The sequence below is a fragment of the Dissulfurirhabdus thermomarina genome (genome assembly GCF_012979235.1).
Taxonomy (GTDB): domain Bacteria; phylum Desulfobacterota; class Dissulfuribacteria; order Dissulfuribacterales; family Dissulfurirhabdaceae; genus Dissulfurirhabdus; species Dissulfurirhabdus thermomarina.
Genome location: NZ_JAATWC010000006.1, coordinates 112,816 through 128,740, shown reverse-complemented (window position 1 = coordinate 128,740; position 15,925 = coordinate 112,816). Strand labels below are relative to the sequence as shown.

The window sequence follows — 15,925 nt, the reverse complement described above, 5'->3', positions numbered from 1 at the left end:
ATAGCACCCGTCCCTTCAGGGGGCCCAGGGCCGGCAGGCCCGGCGCACGATGTCCGCGGCCCGTGGGCCGCAGGTGCAGGCCAGGTCCAGGGCCGAAAGATCCTTCCGAAACGCCCCCCAGAGTTGCGGGTAGACCGGGGGGACGTAGGCGAACCACTCCACCTCGATCCCGCTCCGGCCGAGTACGGCCGTGTCGACGTGGGCCCGTGCCGCCCTCGGCGCCACGAGGCGCCCGGCCCCGAGGGCCCGGCCGATCCGGGCGAGGAGTTCCGTCCCGCGGCCGGTCACCCCGAGCTCCGACTGGAGCACCCAGCCGGCGGCTCCGGGCTCGAAGTAGGGCCGGAGGATCTCCAGCAGGGAGAGGTTCCAGTCCAGGAGGCGCTCCGGCGCCGCGGCGTAGAGGTCCCGGATGGGCCCCCGGAGGTCCGGGTGGTACGGGGCGTCGGCGTAGCAATGGTCCAGGGTGCGCAGGTGCTTCGTCCGCCAGGCCGGCTCCGGCGAGACCCGGACGTCCCGGATGAGCTGCACGCCCCGGCCCCTTCGGAGGACCGGGACGGTGAGCCGCACCTCGCCGCCGGGCCCCTTCACCCGGTTCCGGTTGACCCAGGTGAAGCCCGTGGAGAAGGGGACCGCGTCGGCGAGGACCAGGACCTCGGCCCGCATGGCCTTGGCGAAGAAGCCGGGCCAGGGGAGGAAGGCGGGCTGGTGGACGGCGAAGCTGGCAGGCATGGCGCGGAGGCGACCGGGGGCACCCCTCTTCCTGTTTCCTAGACCCGGGGCCGGGCCGGGTCAAGCGCCGCCGGGCCTCTTTCCTTGACAGGGGGCTTTCGGGTTGATAAATCGCCATGTTACACGGTCGGAGGGGACCATCGGGGGGCGGGGTGGAAGAAGAGGAAAACGGGAGGGGAACATCATGTCGCAGGTCTCGAGGGGAACGATCTTTCGGTTCGGCTGGCCCCTGGCCGCCGTCGTGTGGCTGGCCTTCACCACCCCGGCCTGGTCCGCCGGCTTCCAGCTCTTCAACGAGCTCTCCGCCCGGGCCATGGGGACCGGCGCCGCCATGACCGCCCGGACGGGCCTGGCCGAGGGCGCCTGGTTCAACCCGGCCGCCACGGCCTTCATGGGCGGGACCGAGGCCCTGGCGGGCACGGCGGTGGTCATGCCCGACCTCCAGCTCGACGGCCCCGGGGCCGACTACTCCATGAAGAAGAAGGGCTACCCGCTTCCCTACTTCTACGCGGCGGGCACCGTGGCCGACGGGGTGGGGCTGGGGCTTGCGGTGAACGTGCCCTACGGGCTCACCACCGAGTGGGACGGCACCTGGCCCGGCCGCTTCAACGCCGTGAAGACGGAGCTTCGCACCGTCTTCGTCACGCCGTCCGTCTCTTACCGCGTCTTCGACTGGCTCGCCGTGGGGGCGGGGGCCCAGGTGGCCCGGGCCGACGCCGAGCTCACCAATGCCATCTCCGTGACGCCCTTCGGCGAGGTCGAGAACAAGATCGAGGGCTCCGACACCGGCGCGGGCTACCTGGTCTCCGCCCTGGTCCGCCCGCGGCAGGACTGGACCCTGGGAGTGGTGTACCGGTCCGAGGTGAAGCTCGATCTCGACGGCACGGCCACCTACCGGAACGTACCCGGGCTGCTCGCGCCGCTCTTTCCGCGGAGCGACGTGGGCCTCGTGCTCCGGCTCCCGGCCACGGTCTCCCTGGGGCTCGCCACCACGGCCCTCGAGGGCTGGACCCTGGCCGTGGATGCCGTCTGGACCCGCTGGTCCTCCTACCAGTCGCTCGACTTCGAGTACGAGTACACCCCGGGCGTGGGGCTTCCCGGCGTGGTGAGCGTTCCGAAGGACTGGCACAACGTCTGGGCCCTCCGGCTCGGGGCGGCGTACCGGCTCTCCCCCGAGTGGGAGGTCCGGGGCTCCTACGTCTACGACAAGTCCCCCATCGACGACACCTACCGCGATCCCTCCCTGCCCACCAACGACCGCCACCTCTTCGGGCTCGGGGTGGGCTTCGCCCGGGGGAACCTGGCGGTGGACGCGGCCTATACCTACATCCTGGTGGAGGACAGTGCGCCGTCCCTGGTGACGCCCACCCTGACGGGGACCTACGAGGGCTACGCCAACGTGGTGAACCTGGACGTGCGCTGGAAGTTCTGATGTCCCGCCCGGAACCGGGCCCCGGTGCTCCGGGGTTCACCATTCCCGGGATGCTCGAGCGGTCGGTGGCGCGGTGGGGGAACCGCCCGGCCCTCACCGCCCGCCGGCCGGAGGGCGACCGGACGCTCACCTACCGCGACCTGGCGGACCGGGTCCGTGCCCTGGCCAAGGGGTTGGCCGCCCTCGGGGTCCGAAAGGGCGACCGGTGCGCCATCCTCGGGCCCAATTCCCCCGAGTGGGCCCAGGCCTACCTCGCCGCCGCCTCGGCCGGGGCCGTCTGCGTCCCCGTGGATTCCCTCCTCGGCGAGAACGAGATCCGCCACATCCTGGCCGACGCGGAGGCGGAGGCCGCCTTCGTGGCGCCGAGGTTCCTGGACGTCGTCCTCGAGACCCACCCGGACTTCCCCGTTCCCGAGAAGGTGATCCTCCTCGCGGAAGAGAAGCTGCCGGGGCGCGAGGAGATCGCCACGATCCGGGACCTCATGGAGGCGGGCCGGGCCCACGTGGCCGCCCCGCCCCCGCCGGACCCGGACGACCTCCTGGCCATCATCTATACCTCCGGCACCACGGGCCAGCCCAAGGGGGTGATGCTCACCCACCGGAACGTGGTGGCCGACGCCGCGGCCTGCAGCCAGGCCATCCACTGCGAGGGTGAACGGTTCCTGTCCGTCCTCCCGCTCCACCACACCTTCGAGTGCACGGCGGGGTTCCTCCTGCCGCTCTACACGGGTTCCAGCATCACCTATGCCCGGAGCCTCAAGTCCCGCGACATCCTGGAAGACCTCCAGGCCAGCCGCGCCACCGTGATGCTGGGGGTCCCGCTGCTCTTCCAGAAGATGCTCGAGGGGATCTACCGGGGCATCGGCCGCAGGCCCGCGCCGGTGCGGGGGGCCTTCCGGGGGCTCAAGGGGGTGGTCCGGGCCGGGGAACTCGTGGGGCGGCGCAACCTCGGCAGGCGCCTCTTCCGCCGCCTGCGGGAGCGGGCCGGCCTCGGCTCCCTTCGGCTGCTGGTGGCGGGCGGCGCCCCGCTCATGCCCCGGATCCCCCGGGAGTTCCGCCGGCTCGGGATCACCCTCATCCAGGGCTACGGGCTCACCGAGGCGAGCCCGGTGCTGGCGGTGAACCCGGAGGAGGCGCCGGTGGACGAGAGCATCGGCCCGCCGCTGCCGGGGGTGGAGGTGCGCATCCTCGATCCGAACGCCGCCGGCGTGGGCGAGCTGGCCTTTCGGGGCCCCATGGTCATGAAGGGGTATTACCGCAACCCGGAGGCCACGGCCCAGGTGCTCGACGGGGAGGGGTGGCTCCGGACCGGGGACCTCGGCTACCAGGACGCCAGGGGCTACCTCTATGTGGCCGGGCGGGCCAAGAACCTCATCGTCACCCCGGCGGGCAAGAACGTCTACCCGGAGGAGGTGGAGGCCGAGATCAACCGCAGCCCCTTCATCCTTGAGTCCATGGTCTACGGGCACGAGCTTCCCGGCGGAGGCGAGGAGGTCCGGGCCGTCCTCATCCCCGACTACGAGGCCATCGGGGCCCGTTTCAAGGGGAAGGTCCTCTCCGAGGAGGAGGTCGAGGCCCTGGTGGTGCGGGAGGCCCAGCGGCAGATGCGGGCGGTGGCCGCCTACAAGCGGGCCAAGCGGTTCCTGGTGCGGGACGAGGAACTGCCGAAGACCTCCACCCGGAAGATCAAGCGCTACCTCTTCAAGGGCTAGGGGAATCCTCCCGCACCTCGATGGCCACGGCCGCCCGGCCCGCCGCCCCGGTCTCGCGGTCCACGGCCTCCACGGTGAGCCGCATCCCGCCCGCGCCCGGCGGGCGGAGGGCGCCCGAGAAGGCCCCGGGTTCCCCGGCCGGCTCGAGGGAGGTCCGGTGCTCGGCCCCGGCCCCGGCGGGCACCAGCCGCGCCGTGACGTCCAGAAGGCCGCCCGCCGTTCCACTCGGCCGGCCGCACGCCAGGCAGACCTGGACCCGGACCGGGACAGGGCGGCCCGGGGCGACCACGGCCCCGGGCACGGGGGCGAGGATGGCGAGCACCAGCCCCCCGGCGGCGTCGACTCCCGGGGTCATGCCTCCTGGGCCGCCTTGAGGATGGCCAGCTCCCGCCGCCGGATGTAGGCCGCCAGGGCCTCCGTCTCCTCCTCCGTGGCGGAGAACCGGAGGGCGATCCGGGCCCGGGGCTGGTCGCCCCGCTTTCGGAGCTTGACCACCGTGGCCTCCGAGATCCGGATGAGGTCCGGGGCGCCCCCGGGCCCGGCGGCGAGGTGCAACGTGACGGGATGGATCCGGGTCCCCACCGAGGGGAGCGGGATGTCGGGGAGGGGGGTGGTTTCGAAGGCGACCCCCCCGAGGCTCACGTCCACCACCTCGCCGTCCAGAACGTAGCCCTGGCCGCTGAGATCGGCGAGGTCCCCGGAGAGCCGGGCGGCGGTGCCGCCGCTCACGTACTGGATCACCACCGAGGAACCGGCGGGGACCTCCACTCGGAAGAATTCGCGGCGTTCGAATACGGTCAGGGTGTGGGGGAGGTGGATCCGGACGGACCGGGCCGTGACCTCCTTGACGTCGGCCTTCATGAAGTGCCAGGGCTCCCGCGGCCGCTGGTAGGTGAGGAGGACTTCCGGGACGGGCTCCCAGTCGCGCGGGCGGTCGATCTCCACGATTTTCCCGTCGGTGCCGGTGATCACCGTGGGGACGGACCGGTAGCCCGGGTGGCGGAGATCCACCCAGGTCCGTTCCTGGTGGAGGCGCCGGACCTCGTGCCGGATGATGTCCGGGTTCCGGGTGTAGCGGCACTCGCCCTCCAGGTAGACCCAGCCCTTTTCCGCCTTCACGCGGCCTCCTTACCCGTTCTTCTCGATGGCGGCCCAGTCGGGCCCGGTCCCGATCCCCACCACCAGGGGGACGGCCAGCTCCATCACCGATTCCATCCGTTCCTTGACCACCCGGGCCACCGCCGCCGCCTCCGCCGCCGGCACCTCCAGGACCAGCTCGTCGTGGACCTGGAGCAGCATGGCGGCGCGGGAGGCGGAGGCCCGGAGCGCCTCGTCCACGCGGAGCATGGCCAGCTTGATGATGTCGGCGGCGGTCCCCTGGATGGGCGCGTTGATGGCCGTCCGCTCCGCGAATTCCCGCACGCTCCGGACCCGGGCGCCGATATCGGGGATGTAGCGGCGGCGCCCGAGAAGCGTGGTGACGTAGCCCTTTTCCCGGGCCGCGGCCACGGTCTCTTCCATGTAGCGCCGGACCCCCGGGTAGCGGGCGAAGTAGCGGTCGATGAAGCCCTGGGCCTCCTTCTGCGGGACCCGGAGTTCCTTGGCGAGCCCGTAGGCGCTCATCCCATAGATGATACCGAAGTTCACGGTCTTGGCCACCCGGCGCATCTCCGGGGTCACGAGGTCGGGGTGGACGTCGAAGATCTCGGCGGCGGTCCGCCGGTGGATGTCGGCCCCGGCGCGGAAGGCGGCGAGCAGGGCCGCGTCGCCGGAGTAGTGGGCCAGGACCCGGAGGTCGATCTGGGAGTAGTCGGCGGAGAGGAGCACGTGGCCGGGGGCGGCCCGGAAGAGGGCCCGGATGCGCCGGCCTTCCTCGGTGCGCACGGGGATGTTCTGGAGGTTCGGCTCGCTGGAGGACAGGCGCCCGGTGGCGGTCACGGTCTGGTTGAAGGAGGTGTGAACCCGGCCGGTCTCCGGGTGGATCATGCGCCGGAGGCCCTCCACGTAGGTGGAGCGGAGCTTGGCCAGGTTCCGGTAGGCGAGGACCAGGGCGGGGAGCTCGTGGCGCTCGGCCAGTTCCGTGAGCACCTCCACGTCGGTGGAGGCTGCGGTCCGCTTCCGGGTCTTCTTCCCCTTCGGGAGCTTCAGGCGGTCGAAGAGGATCTCGGAGAGCTGGCGGGGCGAGTTCACGTTGAAGGGGGTCCCGGCGGCCCGGTGGATGTCCTGCTCCAGGGCCGCGAGGCGCTCGGCGAACTCGTCGGCCAGCCGGTCGAGCCCCTCCGCGTCCACGAGGATTCCGGCCATCTCCATCCGGGCCAGGACCTCGATGAGGGGGACCTCGATCTCCCGGTAGAGTTCCCAGAGGCCGTGTTCTTTGAGCCGGGGGACCAGGCGCTCGTGGACGAGGGCCGTGGCATGGGCGTCTTCGCAGGCATAGGCCGCGGCCTTCTCCACGGGGACCTTCCGGAAGTCGGGGCGTCCCGTCTGCCCGGCGGTGACCTCCTTGAAGGTGGTCATGGTGTGGCCGAGGAACTCCTGGGCGAGGTCGTTCAGGTTGTGGCGCCGGCGCGAGGGGTCCAGGAGGTACGAGGCCACCATGGTGTCGCCGGCGATGCCCCGCAGCTCCACGCCGTGGCGGGCCAGGACGATCCGGTCGTACTTGATGTTCTGCCCGAGCTTGGGGACATCGGGGTCGGCGAGGACCGGGCCGAGGGCCTCGATCACCCGTTCCAGGGAGAGCTGGGGGCCGGCCCCGTCGTGGGCCACGGGGATGTAGGCCGCCGCCGGCGGGGTGATGCAGAGGGAGATGCCCACCAGCCGGGCCTGCATGGGGATCTCGCTGGTGGTCTCGGTGTCCAGGGTGAGGAGCTCGGCCCGCCGGGCCCGCTCGGCCCAGTCGCGGAGGGCCGCCTCGTCCCGCACCACCTCGTAGGCCGCCTCGTCGATCCGCTGGTCGGGGACCATCTCGCGCAGGAGCCGGGTGAAGCCCAGCTCCTGGAAGAGGGCGCGGAGCCGCTCCGTGTCGGGCGGCCGGCGCCGGTAGGCCTCGACCTCGCCGGGGACGGGGACGTCGGTGGCCAGGGTCACGAGCCGCCGCCAGAGGGGGAGGTCGCCGGCGGCGGCCCGGATCTTCTCGCGCAGGCCCTTCTGCGGGATCTCGTCCACCCTCTCCAGCAGGCGGTCCAGGGAGCCGAATTCCCGGATCAGGCGGAGGGCGGTCTTCGGGCCCACCCCGGGGACGCCGGGGATGTTGTCGCTGGTGTCGCCGGAAAGGGCCATGACGTCCCGGAGGCGTTCCGGGTCGAGGCCGGTCCGGCGGCGAAGGGCCTCGAGGTCCAGGACCTCGTCCTTCATCGGGTCCCAGAGGGTGACCCGGGGGCCGAGGAGCTGCTGGAGGTCCTTGTCCCCCGAGACGACGAGCACGGGGTGGTCCCGGAGCCGCTCCACCAGGGTGGCGATGATGTCGTCGGCCTCGTAGCCCGGGACCTCGAGCTGGGGGAGCCCCAGGGCCTCCACCACCTCGCGGACCCGGGGGACCTGGAGCTGGAGGTCGTCGGGCATGGCGGGGCGGTTGACCTTGTAGTCGGGGTAGATCCCGTGGCGGAAGGTGGGGCCCTTGGCGTCCCAGGCCACGGCCACGTAGGCCGGGTCCTTCTCTCGGAGGACCTTCCAGAGCATGTTGGTCACCCCGAGGACGGCCTTGGTGGGGAAACCGGACCGGGTGGTGAGATCCTGGCGGATGGCGAAGTAGGCCCGGTAGAGGTAGGAGCTTCCGTCGATGAGGAAGACCGGCGCCGCGAACGCCTCCCGGCGGACGGCGTCGCGGTGGTCGTTTTTGTCCATGGAATGGGCGTCTTCGGGGTGTCTGGCTGCGGGGATCGTTTGACTTTCGCCTCCTGGTTAAGTATCCTGCCGGGCGCCAAAAGTAAAGGGGAGGCGCGCCATGGCCACAGTCGTCGTCGTCGGGACCCAGTGGGGGGACGAGGGGAAGGGAAAGGTGGTGGACCTGCTCACCCGCCACGCGGACGTCATCGTGCGCTTCCAGGGGGGCAACAACGCGGGCCACACCCTGCTCGTGGGCGGGGAGAAGTTCATCTTCCACCTCATCCCCTCGGGGATCCTCTACCCCGACAAGCTGTGCCTCGTCGGCAACGGCGTGGTCCTCGACCCGGCGGTGCTCATCGGGGAACTCGACGAGCTGGCCGCCCGGGACCGCCCCGTGACCCCCGATCGGCTCCGCGTCAGCGAGAACACCCACCTCATCCTGCCCTACCACCGGGCCCTCGACCACGCCCGGGAGGCGGCCAAGTCCGGCGGCCGGAAGATCGGCACCACGGGCCGGGGCATCGGCCCCTGCTACGAGGACAAGATCGTCCGGACCGGCATCAAGGTGGCGGATCTCCTCGACCCGGACCTCTTCCGGGAGAAGCTCGAGGAGAACGTGCGCGAGAAGAACTTCCTCCTCACCCGGCGCTACGGAGCCGAACCCCTGGACGCCGGGGCCATCTACGACGAGTACATGGCCTACGCGGAGCGGCTCGCCCCCTTCGCGGCCAACGTCTCGGTCCTCATCGACGAGGCCCGCCGGGCGGGGCGCCACGTCCTCTTCGAGGGGGCGCAGGGCACCCAGCTCGACGTCGACCACGGGACGTACCCCTACGTCACCAGTTCCAACACCGTGGCGGGCGGGGCCTGCGCCGGGGCCGGCATCGGGCCGAGCCGGGTGGACTACGTGCTGGGCATCTGCAAGGCCTACACCACCCGGGTGGGCGGCGGCCCCTTCCCCACGGAGCTCGAGGACGCGGTGGGGGATCACCTGCAGGAGCGCGGGGCGGAGTTCGGGGCCACCACGGGGCGGCGGCGCCGCTGCGGTTGGCTCGACGGCGTGGTCCTCCAGGACGCCGTACGGCTCAACGGCCTCGACGGCTTGGCCGTCACCAAGCTCGACGTCCTGAGCGGGCTCGATCCACTCAAGCTCTGCCGGCGCTACGAGGTGGACGGGCGTCCCGTCACCTCCATGCCCGCCAACATCCGCCAGGTGGAGCGGCTGAGCCCGGTGTACGAGGAGCTTTCCGGCTGGCGCGAGGACCTTTCGGGGGTGGCCGGCCTGGACGACCTCCCCCCCGCCGCCCGGGACTACCTCCGCGCCATGGAGGAGATCGCCGGCGTGCCGGTGGCCCTGGTCTCCGTGGGCCCCGGCCGGGACCAGACCCTGCTGCTCAGAAACCCCTTCGAGGCCTAGGGGGCGGCCCCGCCCGTGACGGCCCCCGGGCACCGGCCGCTGCTCGCCGACTACCTCGCCCTCCGCGGGCGCGTCGACGCCCTCTGTCGCCGCATCCGGGAGCGCTACGGCCGGTTCATCGCCTGCCGCCGGGGCTGCCACGACTGTTGCACGGAGCTGTCCGTCTTCCCGGTGGAGGCGGCGGCCCTGGCCGATGCCTTCGCCCGCATGCCCCCGGGGCCGGCCCGCGAGGCCGTGGCGGCCGCCGGCCCGGGCGGCTGCCCGCTCCTGGTGGACGGCGCTTGCGCCCTCTACGAGGCGCGGCCCGTCATCTGCCGGACCCAGGGTCTGCCCCTCCTCCTCGACGACGCCCCGAGCGAGGCGGGCGCCGCGCCCGCCGTGGCCTTCTGCCCGCGGAACTTTCGCGGGGTGACGGACCTCGCCGGGGACGCGGTGATCTCGCTTCGCCGCCTGAACACGGCCCTGGCGGCGGTCAACCTGCGCTTTGCGGCCCGGTGCCGCCCGGGTCGGCCCTTCCCGGACCGGATCGGCATCCGCTCGGCCCTCCGCTTCCGCTGCGCCGGGGGCGCCGGTCCCTGAGACTTCCCGCACCGCCGCATCTTGGGGGCGAGCCGATCCCGCGGCCTTTGCGGTGCGTCGCCGGGGGCGCTAGACTGGAGCCGCCAGGCGGTCGCCCCGGGCGGGCGGCCGCGGCGCCAGGAGGTCCCCATGCCGCACTCGCACGGCACCCTGCCCACCGCCGCCGGGAAGAGCAGCTTCGACCTGGTGGACACGGAGGCGGTCTTCGCCGCCCTCGCGCTTCGTCCCGGGGAGACCCTGCTCGATCTCGGCTGCGGGGTGGGTAACTACGCCCTCGCGGCCGCCCGTCGGCACCCGGAGGCCGCGGTGGTGGCCGTGGATCTCTGGGCCGACGGGGTGGCGGAGCTCTCCCGCCGGGCCGAGGCGGCGGGGCTTCGAAACGTGACGGCCCACGTGGCCGACGCGGGCCGCCTGCCGCTTGTCGACGCCGGCGTGGACGCCGTCTTGATGGCCACGGTCCTGCACGATCTCGCCGCCGACGGCCGGGGCCGCGCGGCCCTGGCCGAAGCGGCCCGGGTCCTCCGGCCCGGGGGGCGGCTGGCCGTGGTGGAGTTCCGCACGGTGGAGGGCCCCCCGGGGCCTCCCCTTGCGCTCCGGCTCGGTCCGGACGAGGTTGCCTCCCGGGCGGCGGTCCACGGGTTCCGCCGCCGGGCCGTGACGGACGCCGGTCCCTGGACCTACCTGGCGCTCTTTCGGCTTGGCCAAGGCTAGGGGACCGGGCGCGTCGCCGGCGCGCCCGGCGCCCGCGGGATCCTTCCGGCTCGAACACGGGGGAGCGTCATTCCCATGGCCACCTACCGCATCCATCCCATCGTCCTGGGTACGAAGATCTTCGACAAGGGCATGATGACCTACCAGCACGACTACGGCACCCCCTACACCATCCCCATCTACGCCTGGTACCTCGAGGGCGGCGACCGGCGGATCCTGGTGGACACGGGGGAACTGAGCCCCATCGTCTCCGAGGACCGCGAGCGGGCCATCGGGGGCAGGATCCACACCTTCGAGGAGGGGCTGGCCCGGTTCGGCCTGGCGCCCGGGGACATCGACGTGGTCATCCACACCCACCTCCACAACGACCACTGCGAAAACGACTTCAAGTGCGAAAACGCCGTCTTCTACGTCCACGAGCGGGAGCTGGCCCGGGCCCACGACCCGCACCCCCTGGACTTCCGCTACCTCGAGGACTACATCCTCGACGTGGAGGCCAACGGGCAGATCCGGCCGCTGGCCGAGGACACGGAGGTGCTCCCGGGCATCCGGATGGTCCACACGCCGGCCCACACGGAGGGCGGGATGACCGTCTTCGTGGAGACCCCCTCCGGAACGGCGGCCATCACCGGCTTCTGCGTGATCCGCGAAAACTTCTTCCCGCCCAAGCGCGTGACGGCCATGGAGATGGAGGTGATCCCGCCGGGGACCCACGTCAACGTCTACGAGGCCTACGACATCGTCCGGCGGGTGAGGGACATGGCGGACATCCTCGTGCCGCTCCACGAGCCCGCCTTCGCGTCGGTGGAGACCCTGCCCTGAAGGCGGCCGCCTAGCCGCCGGCGAGGACCTCCCGGATGACCCGGGCCAGCTCCGAGGGCGGGAAGGGCTTGGGGAGGAAGGGCGGGCGGGCGTCCGCCGGAAAGGCCTCGTCGAGGAGCGCGGCGTCGGCGTAGCCCGACATGAAGATCACCTTGAGCCCGGGCCGCTCCCGGCCGAGGGCCCGGTGAAGTTCGATCCCGTTCCGCCCCGGCATCTTGATGTCCGTCACGAGGAGGTCCACCGCATCGCGGTGCCGCCGGAGGAGGTCCTCCGCCTCGTCCGGGTCGGCCGCCGGGAGCACGGTGTAGCCGAAGCCCTGGAGGGCCGAGACGAACATCTGCCGGATCGCCGGCTCGTCCTCCACGAGGAGGATGGTGCCCGACCCCCGGGGGGGCTCCGCGCCGGGCCCGGCCGCCGCCTCCTCGGCGCCGGGGACGTCCCCCCCGGCCGGGAGGTAGACGCGGAAGGTGGTCCCCCGGCCGGGGGCGCTCTCCACCGTGATGGTGCCCCCGTGCTGTTCGACGATCCCGTAAGCCGTGGCCAGGCCGAGGCCCGTTCCCTTGCCCACGTCCTTCGTGGTGAAGAAGGGTTCGAAGATCTGCTCCAGCACCGCCTCGTCCATGCCGACGCCGGTGTCCCGGACCACGAGCTCCACGTAGTCGCCCGGGGGGAGTTTCCGGGGGACGTCGTCCCCGGGCGCGATCCGGCGGGCGCCGGTGGCGATGGTGAGGGTGCCGCCCTCGGGCATGGCGTCCCGGGCGTTCACCGCCATGTTCACCAGGACCTGCTCCAGCTGGGCCCGGTCCCCCATCACGGGGGAAAGGCCGGGGGCCGTCGTCACCTCCAGGCGGACGTCGTCCCCGAGGACGCGGGCGAGCATCCGGGCCACGTCCGAGACGACCCGGTTGAGGTCGAGGGGGCGGCGGTCCAGGGGCTGCTTCCGGCTGAAGGCCAGGAGCTGGCGGGTGAGGTCCGCCCCCCGCCGGACCAGGGCGAGGATCTGTTCCAGGTGGTGGCGCAGGGGCGAGTCCGCGGCCTGGGCGGCGAGGCAGAGGTCGGTGTAGCCCCCGATCCCGGTGAGGATGTTGTTGAAGTCGTGGGCCACGCCCCCGGAGAGGATGCCCACCGCCTCCATCTTCTGGGCCTGGCGGAGTTCGGCCTCCATCTTCTTGATCCGGGTCACGTCCCGGGCGATGTGCACCACCTGGGAGAGCCGGCCCTCCGGGTCCATGACCGGGGAGGCCGTGACGAGGAAGACCTTGCCGAGGTTGGGGTGGGTGATCTCCACGGCGTGGGGCGAGTGGTTTGCCAGGGCCGCCGCCACGGGGCAGCCCGGGCAGGGTTCGGGGGCGCCCCGGAAGATCTCGTGACAGTGGCGGCCGACGAGGTCCTCCGGGGTGGCGCCGAAGAGGTCGCAGGCCGCGCGGTTGACGCGGAGGAGGCGCATCTCGGGGTCGTGCAGGGTCACCACGTCCCCGATGGCGTCGAAGGTCCGGTCCCATTCCTCCTTGGCCCGCCGGATCTCCTCCTCGGCCCGGCGGCGGTGGGTGATGTCGTGGAAGGACTGGACCACGCCCACAAGCCGCCCCTCGGCGTCGTGGAGGGGGGTGGTGGCCACCACGCAGTAGGCGCGCTCACCCCCCGCCCGGGGGACCTCCATCTCGAAGTCCCCGGTCCGCACCGCCGCCGGTCCCTCCTGGAGGCAGCAGCGCCGCGCGCCGCAGTCCGGGCACGGGAGGTGCTCCCGGCAGGGGCGGCCCACCCAGTCCCCGGCCGCCCCCCCGGCGATCCGGAGAAAGGCCCGGTTCACCCGGACGACGCGGCAGTCCCGGCCGATCACCCGGATCCCGTTCCCGGTGGCCTCGAAGACCTGCGCCAGCTCGGCGTGGGCGTCTCGGGCGTCGGCCTCCGCCCGCCGCAGCTGCCCGTTGGCCGCCTCGAGGTCCCGGGTCCGCCGGGCGACCATCTCCTCCAGGCGGTCCCGGTGGCGGCGGAGCTCCGCCTCGGCCCGGCGGCGGGCCTCGTTTTCCTCCTGGAGGGCGAGCCAGGCGTTCCGCAGGCGCTGCTCGATCCGGCCGCCGAGGACGAAGAACACGGCGAGGAGCAGCGTCCCCACCCCGGCGGTGATGGCGCCGAAGACCACGAGGTGGCGGCGGATCTGGGCCACCTCGAAGGAGACGTCCTTGAGGACCAAGAGGGTCCCGATCTCCCGGTGGCGGGCGTCCTGGAGGGGGAGGAGGCCCGCGGCCACGGTGCGGCCGCCGGCCTCCACTATGGCGGGTTCCGCCTGCCCGTCCAGAAACGGGAGGGACTCGATGTCCGGGAGCGCGGCCGGGAGGGCGGCCAGGGTCCCGCCCACCATCGCCGCCTCCCGGAAACGGTCCCAGTCCGCCGGGTGGCCCAGCATGCGCATGCCGGCCGCCCAGTCCGCCTTCCGGAGCAGCGACTTGTCCACGGTGAAGATGAGGTCCACGCCCAGGGCCCGGTGGAGGGCCTCGGCGAGGTACTGGGCCTCCGTCCCGAGCTCCACGAAGCCGATGAGACGCGTGCCCGTGCGCCAGGGGGCCACCACCCGGAGGGTCAGGGTGCCCAGGGGGCCGAGTTCCACCCCGGCGGCCACGGCGCCGGTCTCCATGGCCTGGCGGAGGGTGAAGCGGTCGATCCGGTCCCCGTTCCGGTCGGGCTTGTGGACCCGGAGGAAGCAGGTCCCGTCCGGGCGGATGAAGTAGAAGTGGGTGACCCCGGAACGGCGCCGCATCTGCCGGAAGCGGGGGCGGGCGGCGGCGAGGAGGCGGGCCCGGTCGCCGGAGCGGAAGGCCGCGGCCAGGGCCGGGTCGCTTTGGATCTCGCCCAGGTAGGCCTCGAGGAGCCGGGCCTGGTCCCGGTACTCGTGGGGCCAGAATTCCACCACGTTCCCCAGGGCCCGCCGGGCGGATGCCAGCAGGTGGGCCCGCTGGAGACGGACCAGGCTGGTGACCCAGGCGGCGGCGAGTACGGCCAGGGCGCCCGCCAGCATGAAGAGGACGAAGCGGCGGAGGTGGTGGCCGGTGGGATTCAGCATGGGACGGGTGTGCGGGAGCTGATACGCTGGAGCCATTATTATGCGGAATCTCCCGCACTGGCAAGCGGAAAGGCCGCTTTACCGGCCATTTTCTGTCCCCGGTTCCCGGGCCAGCTCCGGCGGACCTTGCCATTGCGTTCCATCCGGGGCATCATGGGGCCAACACCGGGCCCGCGCGGTGTTTCCGCCGCCCGGCCCGAAGCGGAGGTCTCACAGATGGTGCATCGTATCGGCTTCGCCGCGGCCCTGGGGGTCTTCCTGCTCCTCGCCGCCTGCGCCGCCCAGACCCCCCGCCGCCAGCTCCTCGCCGCCGTGGAGACGGGGGACACCCCCACGGTGGCCCGGCTGCTTTCCGAGGGGGCCGATCCCAACGCCCGGTACCGGTCCGGTTGGTCGGCCCTCATGATCGCCGAGCGGGAGGGCTACCACGACATCGCGCGACTCCTGCGCGAGGCCGGGGCCCGGGACGTGCGCCCGGCCCCATCCGCGGCGGCCCCGAAGGAGGCGGCGCCGGCTTCGTCGCCCGCCGAGGCGGCCGACCCGACCCCGCCGGCGGCGGGGGGCGTCGCCGCGCCGACCGTCCCGGCCATCGCAGGGGAGGGCGGCGACGACGCGGCAGAGGTGGCGCTTCTCCGCTTTCCCGGGAGCCGGGCGAACCTTTTCCTCCGGTACCGGGTGGTGGCGCTCCTCCGCCGGGCGGGGGGGTGCGCGGAGGTGACGCCAGTACAGGCGAAACCCGTCGGCCCGGCGTCCGAGGGGGACGCCTGGCGCGAGGTCTGGCTGGTCAAGATGTGCGGAACGCCCCGGATGTTCGAGGTGGGCTTCACCCCCTCGCCGGACGGGGACGTCTGCGGCGTGAAGATCGAGGTCCGGTAGGACCCGGGCTGCCGGAGGCAACGGCATGAAGCGGCTCAAGATCTTCCTGGCCGGCCTGGTCGTCGGCCTTTTGTTCGGTCTCTGGATGGGGGTCAACCTCGGCCGGGACGAGCCCCTCTTCCGCAATCCCTTCGCCCGCCAGCCGCTGGAGAAACGGCTCAAGCAGACCGGCGGCGCGATCCTCGAGAAGGGGGGCGAGGTCTTGCGGGAGAAGGGCAGGGAATTGACCAACCCGGCGCCGGGGCGTTGAACCCCCGGCCGGGATCGCGGTGCCCCGCGAAGGGGGCCGCGGAAAGGACGGGTCCGATCATGAAGCGCAGGGAATTTCTCGTGGGAACCGCCGCGGCCGTCTTGGCGGCCGCCGGTGCCGGGCGGGCCGGTGCGGGGGCGCCGCCGGAGGCCGTGGAAGGCCTCCGCCGTCTCTCGGACCCCCACAGTCCGTCGGTCCTCGAACAGAAGCACGTCCCGGGCATTGAGGCCCCCGCCCGTGTCAAGGCGGGGGACTGGTTCGACGTGAAGGTGCGGGTGGGATACCGGGTGACCCATCCCTCGGCCGCCAAGCACTGGATCACCTGGATCGCCCTCCGGGTGGACGGGGCCGAGGTGGGACGGGTGACCTACCCGGTGGGCGGCGTGGCCGCCCCCGAGGCCCGCTTCCGGATCCGGATCGATCGCCCTGCCCGGCTCGAAGCGGTGGAGCACTGCAACCTCCACGGTACCTGGATCGGCGAGCCGGTGGAGGTGGCGGCGGCCTGAGGCCG

Annotated in this window: 14 protein-coding genes; 9 read left to right on the top strand and 5 right to left on the bottom strand. The window is 72.7% G+C overall.

Annotation, left to right across the window (positions count from 1 at the left end; translation table 11 throughout):
• Window positions 1-15 precede the first annotated feature (15 nt).
• Window positions 16-729 (bottom strand): WbqC family protein, encoded by a 714-nt coding sequence (locus tag HCU62_RS08350; protein ID WP_163299748.1) that lies wholly within the window; start codon window positions 727-729, stop codon window positions 16-18.
• A 184-nt stretch (window positions 730-913) separates the two neighbouring features.
• On the opposite strand from HCU62_RS08350, the gene HCU62_RS08345 reads away from it, so the two are divergent.
• The gene (locus tag HCU62_RS08345; protein WP_163299746.1) at window positions 914-2,161 is read left to right on the top strand and encodes an OmpP1/FadL family transporter; all 1,248 of its coding nucleotides are present in this window, start codon (window positions 914-916) and stop codon (window positions 2,159-2,161) included.
• Window positions 2,161-3,873, top strand: a complete 1,713-nt coding sequence (locus tag HCU62_RS08340) for an AMP-dependent synthetase/ligase (RefSeq protein WP_169755558.1) — start codon at window positions 2,161-2,163, stop codon at window positions 3,871-3,873. Before HCU62_RS08345 ends, HCU62_RS08340 begins: the two co-directional genes overlap by 1 nt.
• On the opposite strand, the gene HCU62_RS08335 is transcribed toward HCU62_RS08340, so the two are convergent.
• The 3 genes from HCU62_RS08335 to polA are packed head-to-tail and all read right to left on the bottom strand — an operon-like array spanning window position 3,863 to window position 7,716.
• Window positions 3,863-4,228 (bottom strand): hypothetical protein, encoded by a 366-nt coding sequence (locus HCU62_RS08335; RefSeq protein WP_163299275.1) that lies wholly within the window; start codon window positions 4,226-4,228, stop codon window positions 3,863-3,865. The genes HCU62_RS08340 and HCU62_RS08335 overlap by 11 nt on opposite strands.
• Window positions 4,225-4,992 (bottom strand): PilZ domain-containing protein, encoded by a 768-nt coding sequence (locus HCU62_RS08330; protein ID WP_163299274.1) that lies wholly within the window; start codon window positions 4,990-4,992, stop codon window positions 4,225-4,227. The genes HCU62_RS08335 and HCU62_RS08330 overlap by 4 nt, the downstream gene beginning before the upstream one ends.
• A 9-nt stretch (window positions 4,993-5,001) precedes the next feature.
• Window positions 5,002-7,716: a DNA polymerase I gene (gene polA / locus HCU62_RS08325; RefSeq protein ID WP_163299273.1), complete on the bottom strand. Its 2,715-nt coding sequence runs from the start codon at window positions 7,714-7,716 to the stop codon at window positions 5,002-5,004.
• A gap of 100 nt (window positions 7,717-7,816) precedes the next feature.
• Here polA and HCU62_RS08320 point away from each other — a divergent pair, with 100 nt between their 5' ends.
• From HCU62_RS08320 to HCU62_RS08305, 4 genes are all read left to right on the top strand, one after another.
• A complete protein-coding gene (locus tag HCU62_RS08320) occupies window positions 7,817-9,115 on the top strand; it encodes an adenylosuccinate synthase (protein ID WP_163299272.1) in 1,299 nt (432 codons plus the stop codon).
• Window positions 9,116-9,130: 15 nt separating this feature from the next.
• Entirely contained in the window at window positions 9,131-9,694 is a 564-nt protein-coding gene (locus HCU62_RS08315; protein ID WP_163299271.1) for a YkgJ family cysteine cluster protein, read from the top strand.
• A gap of 129 nt (window positions 9,695-9,823) precedes the next feature.
• Window positions 9,824-10,405, top strand: a complete 582-nt coding sequence (locus HCU62_RS08310) for a class I SAM-dependent methyltransferase (RefSeq protein ID WP_163299270.1) — start codon at window positions 9,824-9,826, stop codon at window positions 10,403-10,405.
• Window positions 10,406-10,480: 75 nt separating this feature from the next.
• Window positions 10,481-11,227, top strand: coding sequence for an N-acyl homoserine lactonase family protein (locus tag HCU62_RS08305; protein ID WP_163299269.1), 747 nt, complete (start codon window positions 10,481-10,483; stop codon window positions 11,225-11,227).
• A gap of 10 nt (window positions 11,228-11,237) precedes the next feature.
• On the opposite strand, the gene HCU62_RS08300 is transcribed toward HCU62_RS08305, so the two are convergent.
• On the bottom strand, window positions 11,238-14,288 hold the full coding sequence (locus tag HCU62_RS08300) for a PAS domain-containing protein (RefSeq protein WP_169755557.1): 3,051 nt from the start codon (window positions 14,286-14,288) through the stop codon (window positions 11,238-11,240).
• A gap of 216 nt (window positions 14,289-14,504) precedes the next feature.
• Here HCU62_RS08300 and HCU62_RS08295 point away from each other — a divergent pair, with 216 nt between their 5' ends.
• The 3 genes from HCU62_RS08295 to HCU62_RS08285 are packed head-to-tail and all read left to right on the top strand — an operon-like array spanning window position 14,505 to window position 15,920.
• Window positions 14,505-15,164, top strand: coding sequence for an ankyrin repeat domain-containing protein (locus HCU62_RS08295; protein WP_163299328.1), 660 nt, complete (start codon window positions 14,505-14,507; stop codon window positions 15,162-15,164).
• A gap of 25 nt (window positions 15,165-15,189) precedes the next feature.
• Window positions 15,190-15,414, top strand: a complete 225-nt coding sequence (locus HCU62_RS08290) for a hypothetical protein (protein ID WP_163299327.1) — start codon at window positions 15,190-15,192, stop codon at window positions 15,412-15,414.
• A 59-nt stretch (window positions 15,415-15,473) separates the two neighbouring features.
• On the top strand, window positions 15,474-15,920 hold the full coding sequence (locus HCU62_RS08285; RefSeq protein WP_163299326.1) for a desulfoferrodoxin family protein: 447 nt from the start codon (window positions 15,474-15,476) through the stop codon (window positions 15,918-15,920).
• Window positions 15,921-15,925 lie beyond the last annotated feature (5 nt).